This is a genomic window from Wolbachia endosymbiont of Frankliniella intonsa (assembly GCF_029856955.1).
Lineage (GTDB): Bacteria > Pseudomonadota > Alphaproteobacteria > Rickettsiales > Anaplasmataceae > Wolbachia.
In genome coordinates this window covers 1174826-1197652 of the sequence record NZ_CP097148.1, presented here as the reverse complement: position 1 = coordinate 1197652, position 22827 = coordinate 1174826, and the positions used below count along the sequence as shown (strand labels likewise).

The following is a 22827-nucleotide window of genomic DNA, read 5'->3' as shown; positions in this document are numbered from 1 at the left end:
GGGTAAAAGAATGGCAACAAAAAAAAATATGAACCAGAGTTAAAAGCAAAGATAGCTTTGGAAGCAATAAAAAATCAAAAAAGCACAGCTGAGATATGTAGTGAATATAAAATACCATCAACAAATCTATATGATTGGCGTGATAGAGTATTGGCAAGGTTAAAAGACCTATTTGTTGAAGAAAGTGAAAGTGCGAGAAAACAAAGAATCTTAGCGCAAGAAATAGAAAGTTTACATAAAGTAATAGGAGAATTGACAGTGGAAAATAGCTATTTGAAAAAATTACTGAAATAAGCAAAAAGATAGAGTAAGGTTTATAGAAAAAGATTCTGATCTGTCAATTAGGAAACATGCTGATTTATTGGGGATTTGCAGATCTAGCCTATATTATAGGCCTATAATTAATAACGAAAGTGAAGTAGCAAATTTGATTCAAGAAGTATATTTGGCTTCTGATTGCCGTTATGGATATCGTAAAATTACTGCTGAAATCATAGCGAGTGGGGTAGTAGTCAATCGCAAAAAAATCTTAAGAATTATGAAAAAAATGAAGATTAGTGGGCTGTATTGTAGAAAAAGATGTAATACAAGTATTAAAGAAAAAAGCATAAAATATATCCTTATCTACTCAAAGATTTGATTATTTGTAGAGTTAATCAGGTATGGGCTACTGATATAACATATATTATGGTAGAAGGTAAGTTTGTCTATTTTGTGGCAATAATGGACTTGTATAGTCGCTATATTATTGCTCATTCATTATCACCATATCTCGATGCTGGATTTTGCCTTTATACTCTCAAAGAAGCTCTAAAACAAGGTAAACATGAGATTTTTAATAGTGATCAAGGGGTACAGTTTACTTGCTACAACTTTATTACGGAATTAGAGCATGCTAATATTAAAATCAGTATGGACCATAAAGGACGTTGCTTCGACAATATATTTGTTGAGCGCTTATGGAGAACTTTAAAGCAAGAAGCTATATATTATTATAGACCAAATAGTATCAGAGATTTGAATCTTATAATAAATGACTTTGTTGGTTGGTATAACTATAGAAGGCTACATCAGACTCTAAATTATAAAGTTCCTGCTGATCTTTATTATCATAAACAGTAAATGAATATATTGATAAATACTTTAAATGTGTGTCGACGTATTTATCAACATATTCATTTTAAAAATCGGATCACTTTAAAAAAATGGTCTAGACAAATGGGTGCACTATAATGTTTATGAAGCTGTAACAGTTCTTTACTCTTGCCATTTCATATATAAAATTGTTGTTGATAATATGAGAAATAAAATTAAAAAAAATAATAGGTATAAGGATTGGCTTGATTTTTTTGGCGTTAGTTTAATGGAATCTGGATGTGTTGCTTTGGAAGATATTGTTGACGAATATTGTAACAAAGTAGGAGAAAGTGAAAGAACCAGAATGCTAGAATTATTTAAAATAACTGCACAATTTGAGTTGGATTTTTGGAGTGGGGCATATAATTTTTCAAGATTTAATCAATTTCCTAAGAAATATTGACAATTTTAAGCTAATTTGTATGCTTAATACGTATTTTTGAAGATGATATGAAAAGTAAAGAACATGATTTTCATTTAGTGGACCCAAGTCCCTGGCCAATTGCCATATCAGCAGCAATTCTTGTTCTTGCAATTGGATTAGTTGGTACACTCCATAAACAAATTTCTGGAATATTTGGTTTAGTTTTGGGAATCTCTGCGGTATCAGGAGTGCTGTTTTATTGGTGGAGAGATGTAATAAGAGAAGCAATTTATGATAAATGCCATACTGCCATTGTAAAACATGGACTCAAGCTTGCAATGTACTTATTTATCCTCTCGGAAGTTGTGTTTTTTATAGCGTTCTTTTGTTCATTCTTTAAAGCCTGGCTTGATCCGGTTTTTTTATTTGAAGCGTTTTCTCCTACAAAAAAAGTTGAATGGCCCCCTGAAGGGATTTTACCACCGGATCCGTGGTCTTTACCATTTATGAATACACTAATATTATTGCTTTCTGGTACAACAATTACTTCAGCACATCATTTTTTACTTGAAAATGATAAAAAAAGCATGATTAAAATGCTGTCTATAACTATATTGCTTGGGATGTTCTTTATAATAGTGCAAGCAATCGAATATCATGAAGCAAGTTTTTCTTTGCGAGAAACAGGAGAAAAACTTATTTATACATCTAACTTTTACATGATTACTGGTTTTCATTGTGTGCATGTTATAATAGGAATAATATTTTTGTCAGTATGCTTATTTAGAGCTCGAAAAGGTCAATTTACACCTCAAGATCACTTATGCTTTGAGTTTGCTTCTTGGTATTGGCACTTTGTCGATCTAGTCTGGATATTTTTATTTCTGTTTATTTATTGGTTAAGCCTTTATTAAGTGATTAAAATAATAGGCCTAGATCCAGGGATGAGTAAGACTGGTTGGGCCATTATTAGACTGGAAGAAAAGAATAATATTAAATTTTTGGGTGGCGGTACCATATCAACTGATGTTAAATTGGGTGTAGGTGAACGTCTACATATAATTTTTGAACAATTAAAGAAAGTAATTTTCCTATACTCTCCAAATGAAGCTGCTGTGGAAAAAATTTTTATTAATAAGAATCCAAAATCTTCGCTAACTTTAGGATATGCAAGAGCAATTGCAATTTTAATATTACGAATGACGGATTTACCCATGAATGAATATGATGCAAACTATATAAAAAAGAGCATTACTGGAAATGGTCATGCTGATAAGGGTCAGATTATATTTATGGTCAAGCAAATAGTTAAAAGCTCAAATATAAAATGTCACCATACTGCTGATGCTCTCGCTACAGCAATTTGTCATGCTTATACGAGAAATTTTTGTTTTATTGAGTAGTTTTACATGAATTCAGTTTAAAAAACTATTTGATGGCGTTTATCTTATCCAATGTTCGTTGCAGAATAATACATGCAGCAATTTTATCATCTATTTTTTTTGATTTTGTGATTGATATTCCAATAATTTTTAGTGCGTGAGTTGCAAGAGATGTTGATAGACTTTCGTCTTGTAGGTATATGTGTACTTTGCATTTTTTTATTATTTTATTTGCAAACTTGATTATTACTTTGCACCATTCGGTCTCTTGTTCATCTATTGTGAATGGTAGTCCTATTACCATTGATCCAGCTTCATTTTCTTTAAGCACTCTATTTAGATAACCTAAATCTTTGCTCATATTTCTTCTATAATATATACTATGAGCTGTAGCTATAAGCTGTGTTTTATCACTAAATGCTATGCCTATTTGTTTTTCTCCCATATCAAGGCACATTATACGTCTATCTCTTGGAATAGACTTTAGAAATTCATCTGGATTTCTATGTAGCATCTATGAAAACATAACTTTTGTACAATTGTATTTTTGTGAAAGTAAGTTATGTACAGTCTACTGGCATGATAGACATTCATCATAATTAATATCTGTTTTTTGTTGCAATATTTCACTTTTTTTGAATATGTCATGTGAGACCTTGTCAGCTCTCTGCATTGATTGTGATCTGCAGTAATACAAGCTTTTTAATCCTTTTTTCCAAGCAAGCATATGTATTTTGTGTAAGTAACGTTTATGCACATTGGCAGGTAAGAACAGATTTACTGATTGAGATTGACAAATATAAGGAGTTCTATCACTTGCATGTTCTATGATCCATTGTTGATCAAGTTCGTATGCTGTTTTAAATGTCAGTTTTTCGTGCTTGCTAAGAAAATCTAAATGCTGAACAGAACCCTCATTTGTTGAAATTGAGGACCATGTTTCATCATTGTCTTGATTTTTTTCTGCTAGTAGTTTTTGCAAGAATTTATTTCGTACTACAAATGAACCTGTAAGTGTCTTCTGTATAAATACGTTTGCTGCATACGGCTCTATTCCAGGAGAAGTGTTGCCTGCGATAATCGAAATTGAGGCAGTTGGAGCAATAGCGAGCTTATGTGTAAACCTTTCCATTAGATCGATTTCTTTAGCGTCAAGACATGGCCCTTTTTCTTCTGCTAATTTTTTAGAAACTACATCCGCTTGCTCGCGCAAATGCTTAAATACTTTTTTATTCCATTGTTGGGCTGTTACTGATTCAAAAGGAACCATTTTACTTTGTAAAAATGAATGAAAGCCCATCACACCAAGACCGATACTACGCTCTCTTATTGCGGAATATTTTGCTCGCTGTATTTCATTTGGTCCGTGGTTTATGAAATCCTCTAATACATTATCAAGAAAACGCATTATATCTTCTATGAAAAGCTCATTATCTTTCCATTCTTCGTAGTATTCAAGATTTACGGATGATAAACAACATACAGCAGTGCGTGACTTTTTTAGGTGATCGTAACCTGTAGTTAAAGTTATTTCACTGCATAGGTTTGACATTTTGATGTCTAAGTTGAGCTTTTTGTAAGATTCTGGCTTATTGTTATTTGTTGCATCAAGGAAAATAATGTAAGGTTCTCCAGTTTCAACTCTTGCTGTTAATATTTTAATCCATATATCCCGTGCTTTTACTGTTGAAATAACTTTATTGTTATGAGGGCTTATTAAATCCCATTCTTGATCATCTTCAACAGCTTGCATAAACTTATCTGTTACTATTACAGCATGATGTATATTTAATGCTTTGCGATTTGGGTCACCACCAGTTGGCTTACGTAAATCTAGAAACTCTTCTATTTCTGGATGCCATACAGGAAGATAAACTGCTGAGCTTCCTCTTCTTAAGGATCCTTGGCTGATTGCAAGCGTCAGAGCGTTTTGTACTACGATAAATGGCACAATTCCTGATGTTTTACCGCTACCTTTGACACTTTCACCAATTGAACGTAAATTTCCCCAATAACTACCTATTCCACCACCACGTGCAGCGAGCCAAACATTTTCATTCCATAGATCAACTATTCCCTTCAAGCTATCTTCAGTTTCATTAAGAAAGCAGGAAATAGGCAATCCTCTTTTTGTACCGCCGTTACTAAGTATTGGTGTTGAAGGCATGAACCACAAGTTGCTCATGTAATCATAAAGACGTTGTGCATGTTTTCTATCATCAGAATAGTAATTAGCAATACGTATAAAGAGATCTTGATAACTTTCATTTTCTATTAAATACCTATCCAATAGAACTGCTTTTCCAAAATCGGTTAATTTACTATCTTTTGCGTAATTAATAGTAATGTAATTCATAAGGCTCCTTTTATGATAATATAGAAATTTATTTGAGAGATTTCTCGATTAAGTTGTTGAATTTGTTTGTGGATGTTGTAATGCAAATAAGATACCATCAACCTGACTGCCATATATTTTACAGTAACTCATTTGACTTATTTGCATATTTGTTTCTTTTGCGACATGCTGAATATAATCTTCTGAATGACGAAAATAATCTCCTTTGTTTACAAAGTCAATACCTTTACCTTCCTTTCTTCTTACTAAACATACAACAACCCCTTTTTTGTTTGTCAATCCTTTTGCTAGTTCCAATTCTGCTAGAAAATCATGTAGATAGTGTAGCACTTCAGCAAAGATAATTACATCATACTGCTGGTTCTTCTCTTGTTTAAGAAACTCTTTCATTTCTGTATGTATTAACTCATCGTAAACAGGTTTACCTTTTATAAGGCATCCTCTTGCAATATTGAGCATTCTATTTGAGATGTCAACTCCTGTTATGCGACTTCTAATACTACTTATTTTTAGGAAGTGACCACATATTCCAGTACCGCAACCAAGGTCTAGTATATTCAGTTTAGAAGTGGAGTTGTTAAAGACTTTTGTAATTATCATGTGTACGAGTTCATGCCCTCTGTATTGTTTGGCAATTAGCCAATGCTCAACAAAATATTCACCTGTGTAATCAAAATATTGTTTTATGAGATTTTCAGGCAATTCTACGATATCTGATGTGTTTGTTATTTTTTTAAAGTAGTAAGAAGCTTCTTTGTGACTACTATCTAATTTTAGCGTCTTTGTTAAATAATTATAAGCTCTATTAGTATTTCCTACTGCAAAATGACATCTTCCAATATTATACCAGATTATAGGTAAATTGGGGTAGAATATGCTAATTAACCAAAATCTTAACTTTGCATCTGATATATTACCTTTATAGAAGTGATATAACCCGATTTCAATGTTGGTATTTAACAGGTTTTTAGATTTTTCAAGAAGCGCTACAATTTCTTTATGGAGAGTATTGTATCTATCCATAATGAAATTTTTTACTTTTTTAATATTTAATAAGCCAGTGAGCTTAGATATACAATTTAAAGCAAAGTTTTTTATAAAAGATAGATTACTTTTCATACATTAGAAATACTCCAAATGTTCATTTTCATTTTTAAGTAACTAATTTTAACACATTTTATCTTACAAAATATCTTTTTCATTAATTTTTCTGTACATATCAATTTGTCGAATATTTCTCAGATTGTACTGTTTAAGATTGCTGGTATATTGTTGTTGATAATAATAGGTAAATGTTTTGTGTAAAAAGGCGTTGACATATGATTTATCAGATTGTAACATATAAAAGATTAGTTTTTAGATGTTTGAAAAGTTTTATGGTAGAGATTATTTAATCTCAATTCAACTGTAAGTTAATATTTAACTCTGCATATTCTACATATAGTCAGATAAATAAATTATTAAGAGCACTTGATGGATGCCTTGGCGTTAAGAGGCGATGAAGGACGTGGCAGGCTGCGATAAGCTGTGGGAAATTGTCAACAAATTTTGATCCGCAGATTTCCGAATGGGGAAACCCAACTGGCTTAGCTAGTTATTATATACTAAGTATATAAAGCAAACTTGGTGAACTGAAATATCTAAGTAGCCAAAGGAAAAGAAATCAACCGAGATTCTGTTAGTAGTGACGAGCGAAAGCGGAAAAGGCTAGTGATTTAAAAATAAGAATTAGAATACTCTGGAAATGGTAACCATAGAAGGTGATAGTCCTGTATAAATAGAAAGTTTTTAAATCCTTAAGTAGGGCGGGGCACGTGAAATCCTGTTTGAATATGGGGGGACCATCCTCCAAGCCTAAATACTCCTTAACGACCGATAGTGAACAAGTACCGTGAGGGAAAGGTGAAAAGAACCCCGGGAGGGGAGTGAAATAGAATCTGAAATCAAGTGCTTACAAACAGTTGGAGCTCTATATCAATTTATTGATATTTAGAGTGACAGCGTACCTTTTGCATAATGGGTCAGCGAGTTAATCTATGAAGCAAGCTTAAGCCGGTAGGTGTAGGCGTAGCGAAAGCAAGTCTGAATAGGGCGTTTAGTTTTGTGGATTAGACCCGAAACCAAGTGATCTAGTCATGACCAGATTGAAGGTATGGTAAAACATACTGAAGGATCGAACCAGTTAATGTTGCAACATTATTGGATGAGTTGTGATTAGGGGTGAAAGGCCAATCAAACTTGGAAATAGCTGGTTCTCCGCGAAATCTATTTAGGTAGAGCGTTGTATGTATCTTGTTGGGGGTAGAGCACTGGATAGACTAGGGGGATTCATCATCTTACCAAATCTAACCAAACTCCGAATACCAACAATTAATTATACAGCAGACACACTACGGGTGCTAAGTCCGTGGTGGAAAGGGAAACAGCCCAGATCACTATCTAAGGTCCCAAAATTACAGCTAAGTGGGGAAGGAAGTGGAAAAACCATTACAGCTAGGAGGTTGGCTTGGAAGCAGCCATCCTTTAAAGAAAGCGTAACAGCTCACTTGTCTAAATAAGTTTTTCTGCACCGAAAATGTACCGGGGCTAAAGCTGTATACCGAAGATGTGGGTGCTTATTAATTTCGATTAATAGGCGCGGTAGCGGAGCGTTCCGTAAGTCTGTGAAGGCGGTTTGTGAAAACTGCTGGAGATATCGGAAGTGAGAATGCTGACATAAGTAGCGTAAAAGAGTGTGAAAAACACTCTCACCAAAAATCTAAGGGTTCCTACGTTAAGTTAATCTGCGTAGGGTTAGTCGGTTCCTAAGGCGAGTCCGTAAAGGAGTAGTCGATGGCAATTAGGTTAATATTCCTAAACCTCTTAAGTGTGACGGGTTTTGTATTTGTATAGGTCTTATTGGATTGATCTATGCTTAAAAGAAGCTCCAGGAAATAGCACTTATATTTATGAGGCCGTACCGTAAACCGACACTGGTGGATGAGTAGAATATACTAAGGTGTTGAAAGAATGATGTTGAAGGAACTCGGCAAATTATACCTGTAACTTCGGAAGAAGGGTAACCTGCTTTTAGGCAATTATGAGTAGGTGGCACAAAATAGGGAGTAGCGACTGTTTACTAAAAACACAGGACTCTGCAAACACGTAAGTGGAAGTATAGGGTCTGACGCCTGCCCGGTGCTGGAAGGTTAATAGGAGGGGTGCAAGCTCTGAATTGAAGCCCCAGTAAACGGCGGCCGTAACACTGACGGTCCTAAGGTAGCGAAATTCCTTGTCGGGTAAGTTCCGACCCGCACGAATGGCGTAACGATTTCTCCACTGTCTCCAACATCACTTCAGCGAAATTGAATTCCCCGTGCAGATGCGGGGTACCCGCGGTTAGACGAAGAGACCCCGTGCACCTTTACTATAGCTTTACATTGCTATTAAAAGTGTTATGTGCAGGATAGGTGGGAGACTTTGAAGTTATGGCGCTAGCTATAATGGAGTCAACCTTGAGATACCACCCTTTACACTTTTGATATCTAACTATGTTTCATTATCTGGAACTAGGACATTGTATGGTGGGTAGTTTGACTGGGGCGGTCGCCTCCTAAAAAGTAACGGAGGCGTGCGAAGGTAAGCTAGAGCTGGTCGGAAATCAGCTTGATAGTACAATGGCATAAGCTTGCCTGACTGCGAGGCTGACAAGCCAAGCAGAGACGAAAGTCGGTCATAGTGATCCGGTGATTCTGTATGGAAGGGTCATCGCTCAACGGATAAAAGGTACGCCGGGGATAACAGGCTGATGGTGTTCGAGAGTTCATATCGACGACACCGTTTGGCACCTCGATGTCGACTCATCACATCCTGGGGCTGGAGAAGGTCCCAAGGGTTCGGCTGTTCGCCGATTAAAGTGTTACGTGAGTTGGGTTTAGAACGTCGTGAGACAGTTCGGTTTCTATCTTCCGTGGGTGAAGGAAATTTGAGAAGATCTGACTCTAGTACGAGAGGACCGAGATGGATATACCTCTGGTGTACCAGCTGTTATGCCAATAGCATCGCTGGGTAGCTATGTATAGATGGGATAATTGCTGAAAGCATATAAGCAAGAAACCCTCTTCAAAAAGATTTCCCAATTAAGGCCGTGGAAGACTACCACGTTGATAGGCTAGGTGTGGAAGCATGGTAACATGTGAAGCTAACTAGTACTAATAGCCTGATTGATTTATTTCCTTTCTATATGTGCATATGCAGTGTTAAATATTAAATTGAAATTTGTTAAGTCAGAAATTTTTATTGACTTGGTGACTATAGCAAAAATGAACCACCCGATCTCATTTCGAACTCGGAAGTGAAACTTTTTAGCGCCGATGATACTTAAAAAGGGAAAGTAGGTCGTTGCCAAGCTTATAAAAATTTCTTTTTATCTATATCTGTTCAGTAGAGCGATGAAACAAGGTAAACATAGAGTAGCTCTGAGGTAATATAACTAATCTTTTAGAACTTTGCAAAAACTTTAAAATAAAAGTAGAAAATTTAAAAGTAGAATTTGTCACCTATTTGCAAATGAGGAGGAGAGATACTAACATTTAACAAATCATCAAACAATTGATCTTCCGAAAATCAAACTTTATATAATTGAATATTAATTAAGTTGTTGGAGATGAGGAGAAAGAAGAAGTAGCAAACTACCAAAAAGCAGATACATTTGGTCCAATAGTTAGGTGATAATTGTAGCACTCAGTGGATTTTATAAAAATTCAAAACGTGAAAATTATAAGTGATGTTTTTAATGTGAATTGAAAGCGTATCAAATAGTGAATATAGAATTCCCTCAAAATGCAAAAAGGTGTATGAGCAAATCGAATAAGAAAAGTGAGGTTTTGCCCATCAACGTGTTATAATAAAGGTAAACTTGGTTAGTGCTGAAGCAATACTGCAAGTTTTAAAGGGAAAGAAGATTTAAAAGACAGTGTATGTTGCAATCCTAATAGTCGCTGACAGGTACTTTGAAACATAGCTGGACTATTGAAGTTAAAATTCTGGGCTGTTACTTAAAAAACGCATCCACTGAATTGTTTATGCTAAAAAAAAGCTTTATTAAAAAATGAAACAGAAGTGTAAGAAAGTTGCAAAACGTATAAGGTATTACTTGAAGCTACCTATCTGAAGCAACTGGAGCTTTTCAAGTTGCGAAAAATATTTTAAAATCTGAAGGAATGGTGTGAAATTTTTTAAGTAAACCAGAAAGTATTCCACTATCGCGCTGAACAGCAAATTAGGCATTATATCATTTACTGTAAAAGCTCATATTTTACGTAATCAGAGCTGCGAATTTGAAAGGATAATTTCATTATACTTAACATGGAAACAAAGAGAATTATACAATCCCCTGCCTATCGTTTCTTGAACCACTCCCTTGAACGGGTACTTTTACTTTTATCAAACTATTCTCTTATTGTAATAAGTTGCTTCTATATTTAAGTTTAGCAACTTCCCTCTAGGATTATCCTTATTTTGTTCTAAGTATTGGCTTTGTTCAAATGCCATTCCCCATTGTGTACGATAGCTAGACCTTCTATATTCATAAAAACTCTCTTCAGCATTATTTGTATCGAGCTTTTTATCTTCTTTTCTTATACTCTCTACCATCAAGCAGCCACATCTATTAATTTATTTTAAAAAGTTTACTTATCTTATCATAAAAAATATATCTGTAAATACTTTAGTGAAAATTTCTTCTTATTTTATCTTTCTTTAAGCAAATATTGAGGTCTTTTTGTAAATTTTTATAGCCTGCTTGCATAATGTTTTTATGGGTTAGTATTATGTAATAGTATCCTACATTACTTATATTAGAAATGGTAACTTTAGCTAGCATTCGTAATTGCCTTTTTATTTTATTTCTTTTTGCTGCTTTTCCGACTTTTTTACTGATAGCCAGACCTACTCTAATAACATGAATATACTTTTCAGGTTCTCTTTCTTTTATAGCATATAGTGATATATATACCCCTCGATAAAAAAGACTGTCAGGTGCTAATCTGTTTTTAAAAGCAAAGGAAAACTCTTTTTTTTTATGCTTACTATGCGCATAATTTATTACACCCTAATGAGCGACGCTTATTAAGAATTTTTCTTCCAGCTTTTGTTGACATACGTGAACGAAATCCATGTTTGTGCTTTTTTTTTAAATTTTTTGGTTGAAATGTTCTTTTCATTGTTTTTATATTAATATAAATATTTATTTTAAATTATTTTTCTCTATTGTCAAATAATGGTCAACTTCTATGGCATTCTTATTGAATAAAATTTGATATATGGAAAAATGAATTTAATTATAGGCGTACCTGTTTTACTAATCCTTTTATTTTGTTTGAGTAAGTTTCAAGCAGTAAGTAAAGTTAAGTCTTATATATATTTGAGTTGTATGTGGATGCTACCTTGTTTGTTAGCATTCTATGATGGTTATTTTATAACTTCTATTTCTATAGCGTTATTTTTTTTTATGCTGATTTTTATCTTTAAAGGTAAAAGAAATAAGATGGTAAAATTTTTGTTATTTATGGCTTTAGCAATATCACTTTTTATCACTTTATTTATAATGCTATCTATTTTTGTTCAGTCCATTTCTTTTTTTAATAAAGTAGCTATTTCAGAATTCTTATTTTGCTTAAAATGGAAGCATAATGTAGCTATTATTGGCGAAGGAGAGGTGGGATGTTTTGGTATAGCGCCACTTTTAGTGGGGACATTACTTATAACTATTGTAGCAATGTTAGTTGCGGTGCCGCTTGGTTTATTTTCTGCAATATATATTAGTGAGTATGCGAGTGAAAAAGTGCGTTATGTTATTAATACAGCCTTACAGGTTTTGTCTGCTATTCCTACTGTTGTATATGGATACTTCTCAGTTGTATTTTTGTCTTTTTTTATAAAGCAGGTAGCAAATTTTTTTAATTTAAGTATACACTCAGAAAGTGCTTTGATTGCTGGTTTATCGATCGGGGTAATGATTCTTCCTTTTATTATTTCTTTGCTTGAAGATGCTATAAGATCTGTTCCAAAAAGTTTGCGTTATGGTTTTATGGCGCTTGGTGCAACTCCAGCGGAAACTATATGGCATATAACAATACCTTATGCAATGCCTACAATTTTAAGTGCAATTTTATTATCAATTTCAAGAGTGATAGGTGAAACAATGATTGTACTAATGGCTGTGGGAATCAATGCAAATTTGACCTTTAATCCTCTCAATTCAGTTACTACTATTACTGTACAAATTGCTACATTACTTACCGGAGATCAGGATTTCAATAGTGTGCAAACTCTTGCTGCTTATGCGCTTAGTTTAGTGTTATTTGTTATTACTTGGCTATTAAATGCATTTGCACTATTTATAATGAAACGTAACTAGTAAGTGTTTTTATATTGCAAAATTTCGGTTAATAATATAAGATTTATTTTTTAGAAGTTCTTTTATAGAATTATAGTGTTAGGTGATGAAAGAGATGAATATAGGTAGAACGGTTAAGATAACTCAAGCAGTTGTTGATCTAAAATTTGAAGGCGAGTTACCTAAGATATTTAATGCTTTAAAAAGCAAACTAAAATGTAAGGGCAAGGAGCTAGTTTTAGAGGTTTCACAACATATAGGTGACAATATAGTTCGTTGCATTGCTATGGATAGCACAGATGGTATGTCAAGAGGTGATGAGTTTGTTGATACAGGTGCACCAATATCAGTTCCGGTTGGACGCTCAACTTTAGGAAGGATTTTTAATGTTGTAGGGGAGCTTATAGATGAGTGTGGTCCGCTAAAAGGAAAGTATGATTTAGAACCTATACATAGATCACCTCCAAGTTTTACTGAGCAGAAGATACAGGAAGAAGTTTTAGTTACAGGAATAAAGGTTATAGATCTTCTTGCTCCTTATCTTAAAGGAGGAAAAATTGGCTTATTTGGTGGAGCTGGTGTTGGTAAAACAGTTCTGATAATGGAGCTGATTAACAACATAGCAAAAGCTCATAAAGGATTTTCTGTGTTTGCTGGAGTAGGAGAGAGAACGCGTGAAGGTAATGATCTTTATAACGAGATGATTACTTCGAATGTAATAGATATAAATGAGCACGAAAAATCTCAAGCCGTTTTGGTTTATGGTCAAATGAATGAACCTCCTGGAGCAAGGGCTAGGGTTGCTTTAACAGCACTAACTATGGCGGAGTATTTTCGTGATCATGAAAATCAAGATGTTCTATTTTTTGTAGATAATATCTTCCGTTTTACTCAAGCTGGCTCTGAAATTTCTGCTTTGCTTGGAAGAATACCGTCGGCTGTTGGTTATCAGCCAACTCTTGCGACTGATATAGGCGCTATGCAAGAGAGAATAGCCTCAACTACTGCTGGTTCTATTACTTCTGTACAGGCTATATATGTTCCTGCAGACGATTTGACTGATCCAGCTCCAGCAACGACATTCTCTCATCTTGATGCCACTACAGTATTGTCAAGGCAGATAGCTGAAATGGGTATATATCCTGCTGTTGATCCACTTGACTCAACTTCTCAGTCTTTATCTGCTGAAATCATTGGTGAAGAGCATTATAATGTGGCTTATGAAGTGAAACGTATATTGCAAACTTATAAGTCGCTGCAAGATATTATCGCAATACTTGGTATGGATGAACTATCTGATGAAGATAAAATTATTGTTGATAGAGCTCGTAAAATTCAGAAGTTTCTTTCTCAACCTTTTCATGTTGCGGAGGTATTTACTGGCATGTCTGGCAAATTTGTTTCACTTTCTGATACTATTTCTAGTTTTAAAGGAATTATTGAAGGTAAATATGATAACCTGCCAGAAGCTGCTTTTTATATGGTGGGAAGTATAAGTGAAGCAATAGAAAAGGCTGAATCAATAAAAGCTGAAGTTGGAGCCGGACATTAAAGATTATGAACACTTTTAAGGTGCAATTTTTTTCTCCTGATAATCGAATTTCATTCGATGAAGTGGTTTCGCTTTCAGTGAATGGGCTTGAAGGAGAGCTAGTGATTTTAGCTTACCATTCTCCTTACTTAATTTATTTATTGCCTGGTATAATTACTGTTCAAATGAGTAACCAGACAAAGGAAAAAGTTGTAATTGATAATGGTATATTAGAGGTTGCAAATAATAATTGTAGCATTATAACGAATCAAATTCAGGTTTTTGATCATTTGACTCATGATGAGGAATCATTAAAAGATAAGAGAGTTGGTATATATTTAAGTTATCTTGATGTCAAATCTCTTTAGGGGCTCTTTTTGTGTTCAAGAAATGAGTTTACTCTTGTCATTCCCACTTCAAGTAGCTGACACACAACTGTACGAACATTATGGTTCAGGGAAGATGTCATTCCAGTATCTTCCTTCTTGTCATCCGAGTGCGTGACACTGGGATCTATCTTATTTTCATCATGGATATGATTTTAACATATGTTCCTAGAATCTGTTGTCCATTGCATAATTTGCAAATGTTTTTATGTCCAGATCCCAGTGTCACGCACTGGGATGACATTGTTTATTATGTGCCGTATTGCAATGTTCGTACAGCTATGTGTCACACTACTCGGATGACAAGAGGGGCTACTTGAATAAAGAAGCCGCTGGTTTCATATGCATCTTTAAGAATTTCCACGCTGACTTTGGCTACACACCTTTGATGGACTGCTGATTAAGTCTAGAAGTGAATTACAGTGATCGCTATGAAATGCGCTATCAAGGCTTAAAGACCTAGGTTTTTTTTCTGAATCATCAATTTCCTCTGTAAGCTGGTAAAACATTTTTGAATTGTTATCAAAAACTTCCTTTTTATTAACAAGTACTTGATCAATTACTGGACTTAACAGTTCTACTTGGCTATTTAAGTATTGCACTGTACCTTTTAGCTCTTTTTTTTCTCTTATTAATCTTTCAATCTCATCTTCATATTCTTTAAACTTTAATTCCAGTGATGGACGGTACTTATTAACTATTTCTTCTTCTATCTCCTGCCGTAATTGCCCTCTTATTGTCTCGATCTGCTCATCTTTAAGCTCTAGCTCGTTCTTTAACGTTTCAAAATCCCACGTTAGCTGATCTTCCTCTTGTTCATCAGATTCCAAATGTGCGTTATGCTCATTTTCTAAATTTTGTATTTGAGATTTATAGCTCGCTATACACTTATCCCTTGCACTTATCATGTGTTCTGCTTCCTCTATCTCTTCCTCTTTTTTTTCAAACTGGTTCAATTTACCTTGTAGTTTCTCTTGTTCTACATTAGCAGTTTTTAGCTTTTCCTTCAGTTCTTCTACCTTTTCTTCCAGTTCCTTATTTTTTCCATAAATTTCTTGAATTTTCTGCTCTTGCTCCTTATTGAGCTGGATTATTCGCTCATCTGTTTTACTCATTTCTTTCTCAAGTCTTTGTTCCTTTTCTTTACACTCAACTTGTAAATCATTGCACTGTTCCTCCAATTCCTCAATTTTTTGCTTAGCCTCCACGAGTTCTTGTTCTGATTCTACTTGCTTTGCTTTTAACACTTGATTTTCTTCTTTTAGTAATAATAACTCTTCTTTCAAATCTGATATTTGTTGTTCACTGCTTTCTTTTGTACTATTGCTATAGTGTTCTAATTGATCAAGCTTGTCTTCCAAACTATACTTTTCTTCTTTCAGTTGATTTAATTCCTCGTGCAATTTTCTTAACTCACTTATCAACTCTTCTTTTCCTGCATTGGCAAATTCCAGCTTTTTCTTCAGGTCTTTCTTTTCTTCATATGCACCTTCAAGTTCTTGCGCTCTTTCTTGCAGCTCTGTTGACATATTTGCTAGTTTTTCATCTTTTTGTGTCAGTTCAGTTTGTAATTTTGCATTTTTTTGCTTTTCTTCTCCAAGTTTATTCTGTAAATCACTATTATGCTCTTCAAATTCTTGCTTGGCCTCTTCGAGCCTATGCTGTAAATTGTTCCTCTGCTCATTTAATTCTCTAATTTCTTTCTCAGCTTTTGTAAGCTTTTGATCTAGTTGTTGTGAATTAACTTCTGTTTGAGTTGCAATTGCCTGAGTTGCAATCTGCTGTGGATTAACCTCTGATACATTGTTGCTAGTGAAAGAAAGAATAGGATTGCTTTTAGCATCATTTTCAAGATCTTTCATCTTTTCGTCTTGATTGATTACGATATGTTCGTTATTTTGCAGATTACTAACAGCCGGTGCAATGTTAGCATTTTTGTTCTTTTTCAATAATTCTTTGACATTGTCATGTAGAGAGAGACCTTGAATATATAATTCTTTATTTTGTCTTATTAATTCCAAAAACTCCTCAGGTGGCGATTCAAAATCTTTACCATTAAACTGTAGTACTTTAGTTATACCAGAATTACTTACATTCATAACCATAGTACAGGTAAAAGTTTTCCCATCCTTGTCCTGCACAGGCCAAGTGCTTGTCATTTCATAATATGCACCCTCTTTAAATTCATAATGTCTTTCCTTACCTTTTCGGTAAGCGTATATGTCATGCTTTTTATCGCAATAGATATTCAATGTGCTAATATCCCTTTCTTGCTGTAAGATATCACTAATTCTTATTGGCTCACTTCTATTGTAATTAATAAGATTAATGTTTAACAATTTATCAGAATTGTTAGTTTCTACATAAAAAGCTCGAAGGTCTATGTCTTTGTCTCTAAAATACTTACTTACAGCTTTTTTTGCCTGATTTGCTAATTCTATAAAGTTTTTTTTAAAGCTCTTGTTGAAAGATAGATCTATATATGCTTGCTTAAAATTTTCATCATTTGTTAAATCCATGAGCAAGTCATAAACCTCCCATTTTTCCTGACAATGTTTTTCTAAAACAGTAATGCTATTTTTTCTTTTCAGCTCTGCTAATATGTTTTTCAATGTCGGGAAATTTGTTGACATAGTATACCCCTTGTTACTATTGTTCTGATAATATATTTACTTTAGGAGTGATTAACTACTTTTATATTAACCTTTTTAGTTGAATTTAATTGCGAGCGTTAAACTCGAACTTAGTCATTTTGTTTATTGTTCATCACTACCTATTTGTGTTACTATACTAATACTAGCACTAAGTTTTAGGCTATGCAAGAATTTCTATTGAACGTAAAGCTATAGTATTTTCTAAAATGAATGGATAAATTTCCATTATGGTATTACCAACCAAAAGTTGTAAGTCTGTACATTTATACATTAGAGGTCTGAGGCGGCTTTTGATGGTATGCCAACAGTGTTCTATGGGATTCAAATCTGGTGAATATGTTGGAAGATACAGCACATGAAAGCCAAAAGACTCTATTAATGATTTTGTTTTAGTGGTCTTATGAAATGTAGCATTATCCATAACTATGGTTGTGCCAAGTGGCAATTTAGGTAATAACATCTTCTCCAACAATATATTGAATACCTCTTTTTCACACCCACCTTTGAAAGTCATTGGTGCAATAAATCTCATTCCAATCCACCCGGCTACTATACTGATTCTCTCTCGAGTTCTCCCTGGAACATCTGCATAAATTTTCTTTCCTCTTGGAGCACGTCCATATTCTCGGTATAACTTATTATCAACTCCTGCTTCATCTATATATAAGATGCTGGAATGTTCTATTTTTGAGATTTTATCAATAAATTGCTGCCTATCTTCTTGATTGCGCTCTTGATATAGTGTGACTTTTTTTTAAAGTAATTTTTAGCTGTTTTAGTCTATACCAAATTGAATTTATTCCAAATCCAAGATTTTGTTTCATCTCTGCCAGAGTATGATCTGGATTCTTTGTAACATATTCTTCGAGTATTTTTGGGTCTATTTTTCGAATAAAGCTACCGTTTTTAGATGGCTTTAAGCTTTCACCAGCAGCTTTCTTTTTTAACCAGCGGTACAGAGTTGCTATTCCTATCTCCATGAGCTCTGCTATCTCAACCTTTGTCTTCCCTTTTTCTATCATCAATACTGCCTTTTCCCTTAAATCCACACTATATGCCATTATAACTCAAATACTTTGTTATACCTTTATCATTTGCTTTGGGAAATACTATAGTAAACTTCAGAAATTGGTTATGCTAATTTTGTTAATAAAATGCAACCAATTAAGGAAAGCGCTATACTGTGTCTCAGTGCAATATTTTCTTTCCTAACGGACTGAAAATTGAGTTGAGTTAAAAATCCGATTTTATTTAATACTTTTCAAAGATGACAATATTTTGTAAAAATAGGTTTTTAATAGGACAATAATATGGAAATTTTTCTTGATAGTGTTGATTTGAATGAAATTAAGGAGCTAAAAGAGTTCATTGATGGTATAACAACTAATCCTTCTTTAATAGCAAAATATGGACATAAAGATAAGTACGAAGATTTAGTAAGCGAAATATGTTCTATTATAAAAGGACCTGTTAGTGTTGAAGTTGTTGCAGATAGCCATGAAGATATGGTTAAGGAAGGCCTTAAGTTAGCGAAAATCGCTAGTAATATCGTAGTAAAGTTACCCCTTACACATGAAGGATTAATTTCTTGTAAAAAGTTGTGGACAGAACATAAAATACCTGCTAATATCACATTATGTTTTTCTCCTGGACAAGCACTGTTTGCCGCTAAGGCCGGTGCTTGTTTTATTTCTCCCTTTGTTGGTCGCCTTGATGATATAAGCTATGATGGCTTATCGCTAATAGAAGATATATGCACTATATATTCTAATTATAATTTTAAGACAAAAGTTCTTGTTGCATCAGTAAGAAGTCCAGCACATGTAATAGAAGCTGCACGGCTTGGTGCTCATTCAATTACTGTGCCAGCAAAAATACTTAGACAGTTAATTAATCATCCACTTACTGATCAAGGGCTCGCAATATTTGAAAAAGACTGGGGCGTAAAACAATAAATGACATTGCTAAAAAAAGACATAAAAACACAATAATTTATATAAAAAGGACATAGGTACCATCTGTCCTTTAAAGACATGTAGGTCAATGATATGCGTAATTCAGTGTTTTAAACATGATAGTCCTCCACTAATAAAAAAGATTGAGAAAAATGTATACAGCTACGACCGAAGTATAGCTAAAATATATTTTAACTGAAGATTATAGATTAATTGAATTGAAAAGTCTGCAGACGAAGATAGATTCCGAGCTCTAGAACACCTTCACTTTCCATGGTAACAAAACTATTATAGTTTGTCAAGTAATTTTTTATCGTAATTTTACGAACGTGCCATGCCAGTAGTTATATCTAGTTAAATTTGTAAAGTAATACAGTGTTTTCGATAGTTATAAAAAAGCTGGATTTCAGTACTGGAGTAACATTTTGGAAATTGGGATGAAAAGAGGGAAAGTACTGGTTTGAAATTAAGTTTTTTGGATTCCAGTGCTGGAATGACAAGAGAGGAGCTCCAGGTACAGCTGTTACCTATAGAATGGCAGTACTAGAATGATAACAAACTGAATGACATATTTAATCTCTATACAGATGTACATCACGCACCGATTTCCATTCAAGGTAATGTCATTCCATCATTGGAATCCAGTTAGATTTGCTAGTATAAAAGTAATACAACATTTTTGATGATGGAAGCCATTACTAGGATAACAAGAAAGGAAGTGCTGATTTCAGTGTTTATACGTTAGCCATGCATCTAAAAATTTATAAACAAAAGATTACACTTCACAACTTTGTGATGGAATAAGTTTTTCAATGCTGTTGACGCAAAACTCAGTTGTATTATTAGCTATTTCATCGAATTTATCATTTATATCCTTACCTATTTTTTCATCTTTAATATATTCATACAGAGCTAAAATAGCTATAGTTGAACATATTGCGATGAAACCAACTTTTGCTGTAATAAGTAATGATATCCCACCTGCAAGTATAGACACTGCTCCAATAGCTAGGTTTATAATTTTATTTTGTGTTGATTGATTCTCTTTATCCTCTAAAACGTTTGATATTGCTTTTGAGGCAATTTTTATTGCTATTGCTGTAGTTGGGATTATAACAAACATCATAGCTATTTTTGCTAAGAGAAAAATTGATGGTAGCATTATTACAAGAAACAGTGAAGCACCTCCTATAAATAACCATTTCTCATTTATTTTTTTAGACTGATCTGTATTATTAGGCATTGCAACCCTCCACTTTCATTAACAGTTTATTCATATAATATGAAACATGCGATAGTCAAGATGTTTTTGTGTGGAGAAGTTTGCGATTGAGTTTTGAAGAGCTTTAGCTTTACAAGATGGTAGATTTGGTGATTATCGTAAGATTCTTGCAGTCATTTTAGTGGGAAGAATTTGTAAAATATTAAAAAATAACCGCCAGAAAATTGGAAACGCTATAACTTTCTTTCCTTTAAATATACTTTTTAAAATATATGCTGCATCTTTTTCTGGCTCCCATATGAAGGGAAGTGGTTTATTAGACTTAAACATATCTGTTTTTACTGGCCCTGGCATTATGGTGATAAACTTTGTGCTACTGTTAGCATGTTGGATTTTTAGTGATTGAAAACAACTTTTTAGTGCTGCTTTGCTGGCACAGTATGCAGAAGCATGTGGTGTTGCATGCATAGCAACAAGAGAAGATATAAACGCAAAAGTTGCCAAGGAATTATGATGAATCCATTCTTCAATCCAGTTGATAACGCCAAAATAATTGGTTTCAAATGTTTTTCTATGAATGTTGGTATGAAACTTATCTTCTATTTCGCCACATCCTGCATTAAGAAAAAAGAGATTTGGTATAATATTTTGCTTTTTTAAAAAATCAGACGAGTTTTTAATATTTTCACTTTTGCTTGCATCACATGTTATAGGTAAAAAATTACTACCTAATTCTTCTTTTAATTTTTCCAGTTTTTCAGTGCGCCTTGCAATGCCAACCACAAACCATCCATCTTTAATGAGCAACCTTGCTAGACTTTCTCCAATGCCAGATGATGCTCCTGTAATGAGACAAGTTTTTCTATCCATGTGAATTTACATAACGTGAAGTATGAATGTAATGACTATTGCCTATTCACACAAGTTAAGTTTGCTATAATTTTGCTGAATAATAAAAAAAAGAAATCTACTTATAATTTTGAATTTTATATAAACTTAAAGGGAAGTTTAGTATTTGCTTACTTGTAATTTAAAATTCTTATATAATATTTTAAATAAGTTGAGAGAATTAAATGCAGGATGCAGCTTTAGTTTTACAAGATGGCAAGTGCTTTTTGGGAAAATCGGTAGGTAAAAGAGGCAAATGTATAGGTGAAGTTTGTTTTACCACTGGTATGACAGGTTATCAGCATACTATAACAGATCCTTCTTTTGCTGATCAAATAATAGCGTTCACTTTTCCTCATATTGGTAATGTTGGAATAAATCACAAAGATAATGAAGGAGAAAAAGTTTTTGCAAGTGGTGTGGTTATGCGTGAACTTTCTCCTATGTCTCACTCTTCTTCATATATTAGTTTAAATGATTGGTTGGAGAAAAATAATGTAGTTGGGATATCGGGAATTGATACTAGAGCTTTGACGAGATATTTGAGAAAACATGGATCTCAAAATGGAATGATATGTCCGTCAAGTGAGGCACATACATTAGATGAATTGAAGAAATACAAATCTGTAAATGGAATAGAAATGACTAAGAAAGTCAGTTTAAGTAATAACTTTCAAAGCGCTCTTAATGCAAAATATAGGCTTGTAATTGTTGATTTCGGTGTAAAAAATAGTATAATCTCACGCTTAGTAGAACTTGATTGTACGGTTGAATTAGTCAAACCAGATACAGGTTTTGCTCACAAAATATTAAGCATGAATCCAGATGGTATAGTGCTTTCAAATGGCCCTGGTGATCCACAAGAGATAGGAGAGAGTGTAATTTCAGAAATAGAAATTATTGTGAAATCTAAAATACCAGTTTTTGGCATATGCCTGGGCCATCAATTACTTGCAGTTACTTTGGGAGCAAAGACTGTCAAGATGGATATTGGTCATCGAGGGAGTAATCATCCAGTTTATGATCTGGAGAGTAAAAAAGTTGAGATAACTAGCCAAAATCATGGTTTTGTTGTTGATTCAGCTTCTCTTCCAAGTAACGTTGAAGTTACTCATATTTCTCTATTTGATAATAGTGTAGAGGGGATAATGATGAAGGATTACCCAGTCTTTTCTACTCAATACCATCCAGAAGAAGCGCCAGGTACACATGATTCACATTACTTGTTTGGGCGTTTTATTGACAATATTTTGTTATATAAAAGTAAAATCTAACTGAAATCAGTTAGATTAGCTTTTATTACTTGATCTTTTGGATTTGGATGTTTAATATTAGGAATAATAAAACTTAAGTTAAGGTAGTGTTCTCTTAACAGATTTTTGTGGAGGAGTGACCGAGTGGTTAAAGGTAACAGACTGTAAATCTGTCCGCATTGCGTGCGTAGGTTCGAATCCTACCTCCTCCATTGTGCGGGTATAGCTCAATGGTAGAGCTCTAGCCTTCCAAGCTAGTGACGTGGGTTCGATTCCCACTATCCGCTCTTTTTTTGTTGTATTTATATAAAATCAACATAT

General features: G+C 33.8%; 19 protein-coding genes, 2 tRNA genes, 2 rRNA genes and 1 pseudogene. 13 read left to right on the top strand and 11 right to left on the bottom strand.

Translation table 11 applies throughout. The features are described 5' to 3' along the window. The first annotated feature begins 51 nt into the window (after positions 1-51). The 4 genes and pseudogenes from M3L71_RS06680 to ruvC all read left to right on the top strand — a co-directional run bounded on the left by M3L71_RS06680 (position 52) and on the right by ruvC (position 2904). Positions 52-1122: pseudogene (locus M3L71_RS06680) on the top strand (IS3 family transposase). Positions 1123-1222: 100 nt separating this feature from the next. Next, the gene (locus M3L71_RS06675) at positions 1223-1540 is read left to right on the top strand and encodes a thiaminase II/PqqC family protein (protein WP_280143453.1); all 318 of its coding nucleotides are present in this window, start codon (positions 1223-1225) and stop codon (positions 1538-1540) included. Positions 1541-1587: 47 nt separating this feature from the next. Next, positions 1588-2415 carry a cytochrome c oxidase subunit 3 gene (locus tag M3L71_RS06670; RefSeq protein ID WP_280143452.1) on the top strand — a complete coding sequence of 276 codons (828 nt, stop codon included), beginning with the start codon at positions 1588-1590 and terminating at the stop codon, positions 2413-2415. Next, positions 2416-2904, top strand: a complete 489-nt coding sequence (gene ruvC / locus M3L71_RS06665) for a crossover junction endodeoxyribonuclease RuvC (RefSeq protein WP_280143451.1) — start codon at positions 2416-2418, stop codon at positions 2902-2904. Positions 2905-2929: 25 nt separating this feature from the next. On the opposite strand, the gene ruvX is transcribed toward ruvC, so the two are convergent. The 3 genes from ruvX to M3L71_RS06650 are packed head-to-tail and all read right to left on the bottom strand — an operon-like array spanning position 2930 to position 6358. Further along, positions 2930-3397 carry a Holliday junction resolvase RuvX gene (gene ruvX / locus M3L71_RS06660; protein ID WP_280143450.1) on the bottom strand — a complete coding sequence of 156 codons (468 nt, stop codon included), beginning with the start codon at positions 3395-3397 and terminating at the stop codon, positions 2930-2932. Between the two features lie 57 nt (positions 3398-3454). Then, positions 3455-5239 carry a ribonucleoside-diphosphate reductase subunit alpha gene (locus M3L71_RS06655; RefSeq protein WP_280143449.1) on the bottom strand — a complete coding sequence of 595 codons (1785 nt, stop codon included), beginning with the start codon at positions 5237-5239 and terminating at the stop codon, positions 3455-3457. A gap of 48 nt (positions 5240-5287) precedes the next feature. Then, positions 5288-6358: a methyltransferase domain-containing protein gene (locus M3L71_RS06650; RefSeq protein ID WP_280143448.1), complete on the bottom strand. Its 1071-nt coding sequence runs from the start codon at positions 6356-6358 to the stop codon at positions 5288-5290. Positions 6359-6689: 331 nt separating this feature from the next. Between M3L71_RS06650 and M3L71_RS06645 the strand changes: the two genes are divergently transcribed. Then, positions 6690-9454 (top strand): 23S ribosomal RNA (locus M3L71_RS06645). 67 nt (positions 9455-9521) lie between these two features. Beyond that, positions 9522-9628, top strand: a 5S ribosomal RNA gene (gene rrf / locus M3L71_RS06640). A gap of 1035 nt (positions 9629-10663) precedes the next feature. On the opposite strand, the gene M3L71_RS06635 is transcribed toward rrf, so the two are convergent. From M3L71_RS06635 to rpmH, 3 genes are all read right to left on the bottom strand, one after another. Next, positions 10664-10873: a hypothetical protein gene (locus M3L71_RS06635; RefSeq protein WP_280143447.1), complete on the bottom strand. Its 210-nt coding sequence runs from the start codon at positions 10871-10873 to the stop codon at positions 10664-10666. Positions 10874-10946: 73 nt separating this feature from the next. Then, positions 10947-11324, bottom strand: a complete 378-nt coding sequence (rnpA, locus tag M3L71_RS06630; protein ID WP_280144169.1) for a ribonuclease P protein component — start codon at positions 11322-11324, stop codon at positions 10947-10949. Further along, positions 11308-11442 (bottom strand): 50S ribosomal protein L34, encoded by a 135-nt coding sequence (gene rpmH / locus M3L71_RS06625; RefSeq protein WP_010404613.1) that lies wholly within the window; start codon positions 11440-11442, stop codon positions 11308-11310. Before rpmH ends, rnpA begins: the two co-directional genes overlap by 17 nt. 107 nt (positions 11443-11549) lie before the next feature. On the opposite strand from rpmH, the gene pstC reads away from it, so the two are divergent. The 3 genes from pstC (at position 11550) to M3L71_RS06610 (ending at position 14516) form a co-directional block, all read left to right on the top strand. Continuing rightward, the gene (pstC, locus tag M3L71_RS06620; protein ID WP_280144168.1) at positions 11550-12638 is read left to right on the top strand and encodes a phosphate ABC transporter permease subunit PstC; all 1089 of its coding nucleotides are present in this window, start codon (positions 11550-11552) and stop codon (positions 12636-12638) included. 94 nt (positions 12639-12732) lie between these two features. After that, positions 12733-14169 (top strand): F0F1 ATP synthase subunit beta, encoded by a 1437-nt coding sequence (gene atpD, locus M3L71_RS06615; protein WP_280143446.1) that lies wholly within the window; start codon positions 12733-12735, stop codon positions 14167-14169. 5 nt (positions 14170-14174) lie between these two features. Continuing rightward, on the top strand, positions 14175-14516 hold the full coding sequence (locus M3L71_RS06610; protein ID WP_264682324.1) for a F0F1 ATP synthase subunit epsilon: 342 nt from the start codon (positions 14175-14177) through the stop codon (positions 14514-14516). A gap of 368 nt (positions 14517-14884) precedes the next feature. Here M3L71_RS06610 and M3L71_RS06605 read toward each other — a convergent pair whose 3' ends face one another. From M3L71_RS06605 to M3L71_RS06595, 3 genes are all read right to left on the bottom strand, one after another. Then, positions 14885-17167: a hypothetical protein gene (locus M3L71_RS06605; protein ID WP_410543480.1), complete on the bottom strand. Its 2283-nt coding sequence runs from the start codon at positions 17165-17167 to the stop codon at positions 14885-14887. Between the two features lie 181 nt (positions 17168-17348). Next, a complete protein-coding gene (locus M3L71_RS06600; RefSeq protein WP_280144167.1) occupies positions 17349-17873 on the bottom strand; it encodes an IS630 family transposase in 525 nt (174 codons plus the stop codon). Between the two features lie 28 nt (positions 17874-17901). Further along, a complete protein-coding gene (locus tag M3L71_RS06595) occupies positions 17902-18249 on the bottom strand; it encodes a transposase (RefSeq protein WP_264336399.1) in 348 nt (115 codons plus the stop codon). A 249-nt stretch (positions 18250-18498) separates the two neighbouring features. Here M3L71_RS06595 and fsa point away from each other — a divergent pair, with 249 nt between their 5' ends. Next, complete coding sequence (fsa, locus tag M3L71_RS06590; RefSeq protein WP_280143444.1) at positions 18499-19143, top strand: fructose-6-phosphate aldolase; 645 nt, start codon at positions 18499-18501, stop codon at positions 19141-19143. A 775-nt stretch (positions 19144-19918) separates the two neighbouring features. Here the strand turns inward: fsa and M3L71_RS06585 are convergent. Together M3L71_RS06585 and M3L71_RS06580 are read right to left on the bottom strand one after the other, a co-directional pair. Then, complete coding sequence (locus M3L71_RS06585) at positions 19919-20386, bottom strand: hypothetical protein (protein WP_280143443.1); 468 nt, start codon at positions 20384-20386, stop codon at positions 19919-19921. A gap of 132 nt (positions 20387-20518) precedes the next feature. Next, positions 20519-21235, bottom strand: a complete 717-nt coding sequence (locus tag M3L71_RS06580; RefSeq protein ID WP_280143442.1) for an SDR family NAD(P)-dependent oxidoreductase — start codon at positions 21233-21235, stop codon at positions 20519-20521. 203 nt (positions 21236-21438) lie between these two features. On the opposite strand from M3L71_RS06580, the gene carA reads away from it, so the two are divergent. The 3 genes from carA to M3L71_RS06565 all read left to right on the top strand — a co-directional run bounded on the left by carA (position 21439) and on the right by M3L71_RS06565 (position 22793). Next, positions 21439-22527, top strand: coding sequence for a glutamine-hydrolyzing carbamoyl-phosphate synthase small subunit (gene carA, locus M3L71_RS06575; protein WP_280143441.1), 1089 nt, complete (start codon positions 21439-21441; stop codon positions 22525-22527). 109 nt (positions 22528-22636) lie between these two features. After that, positions 22637-22718 (top strand) — tRNA-Tyr (locus tag M3L71_RS06570). Positions 22719-22722: 4 nt separating this feature from the next. Beyond that, a tRNA-Gly gene (locus M3L71_RS06565) sits at positions 22723-22793 on the top strand. Positions 22794-22827: the final 34 nt, after the last annotated feature.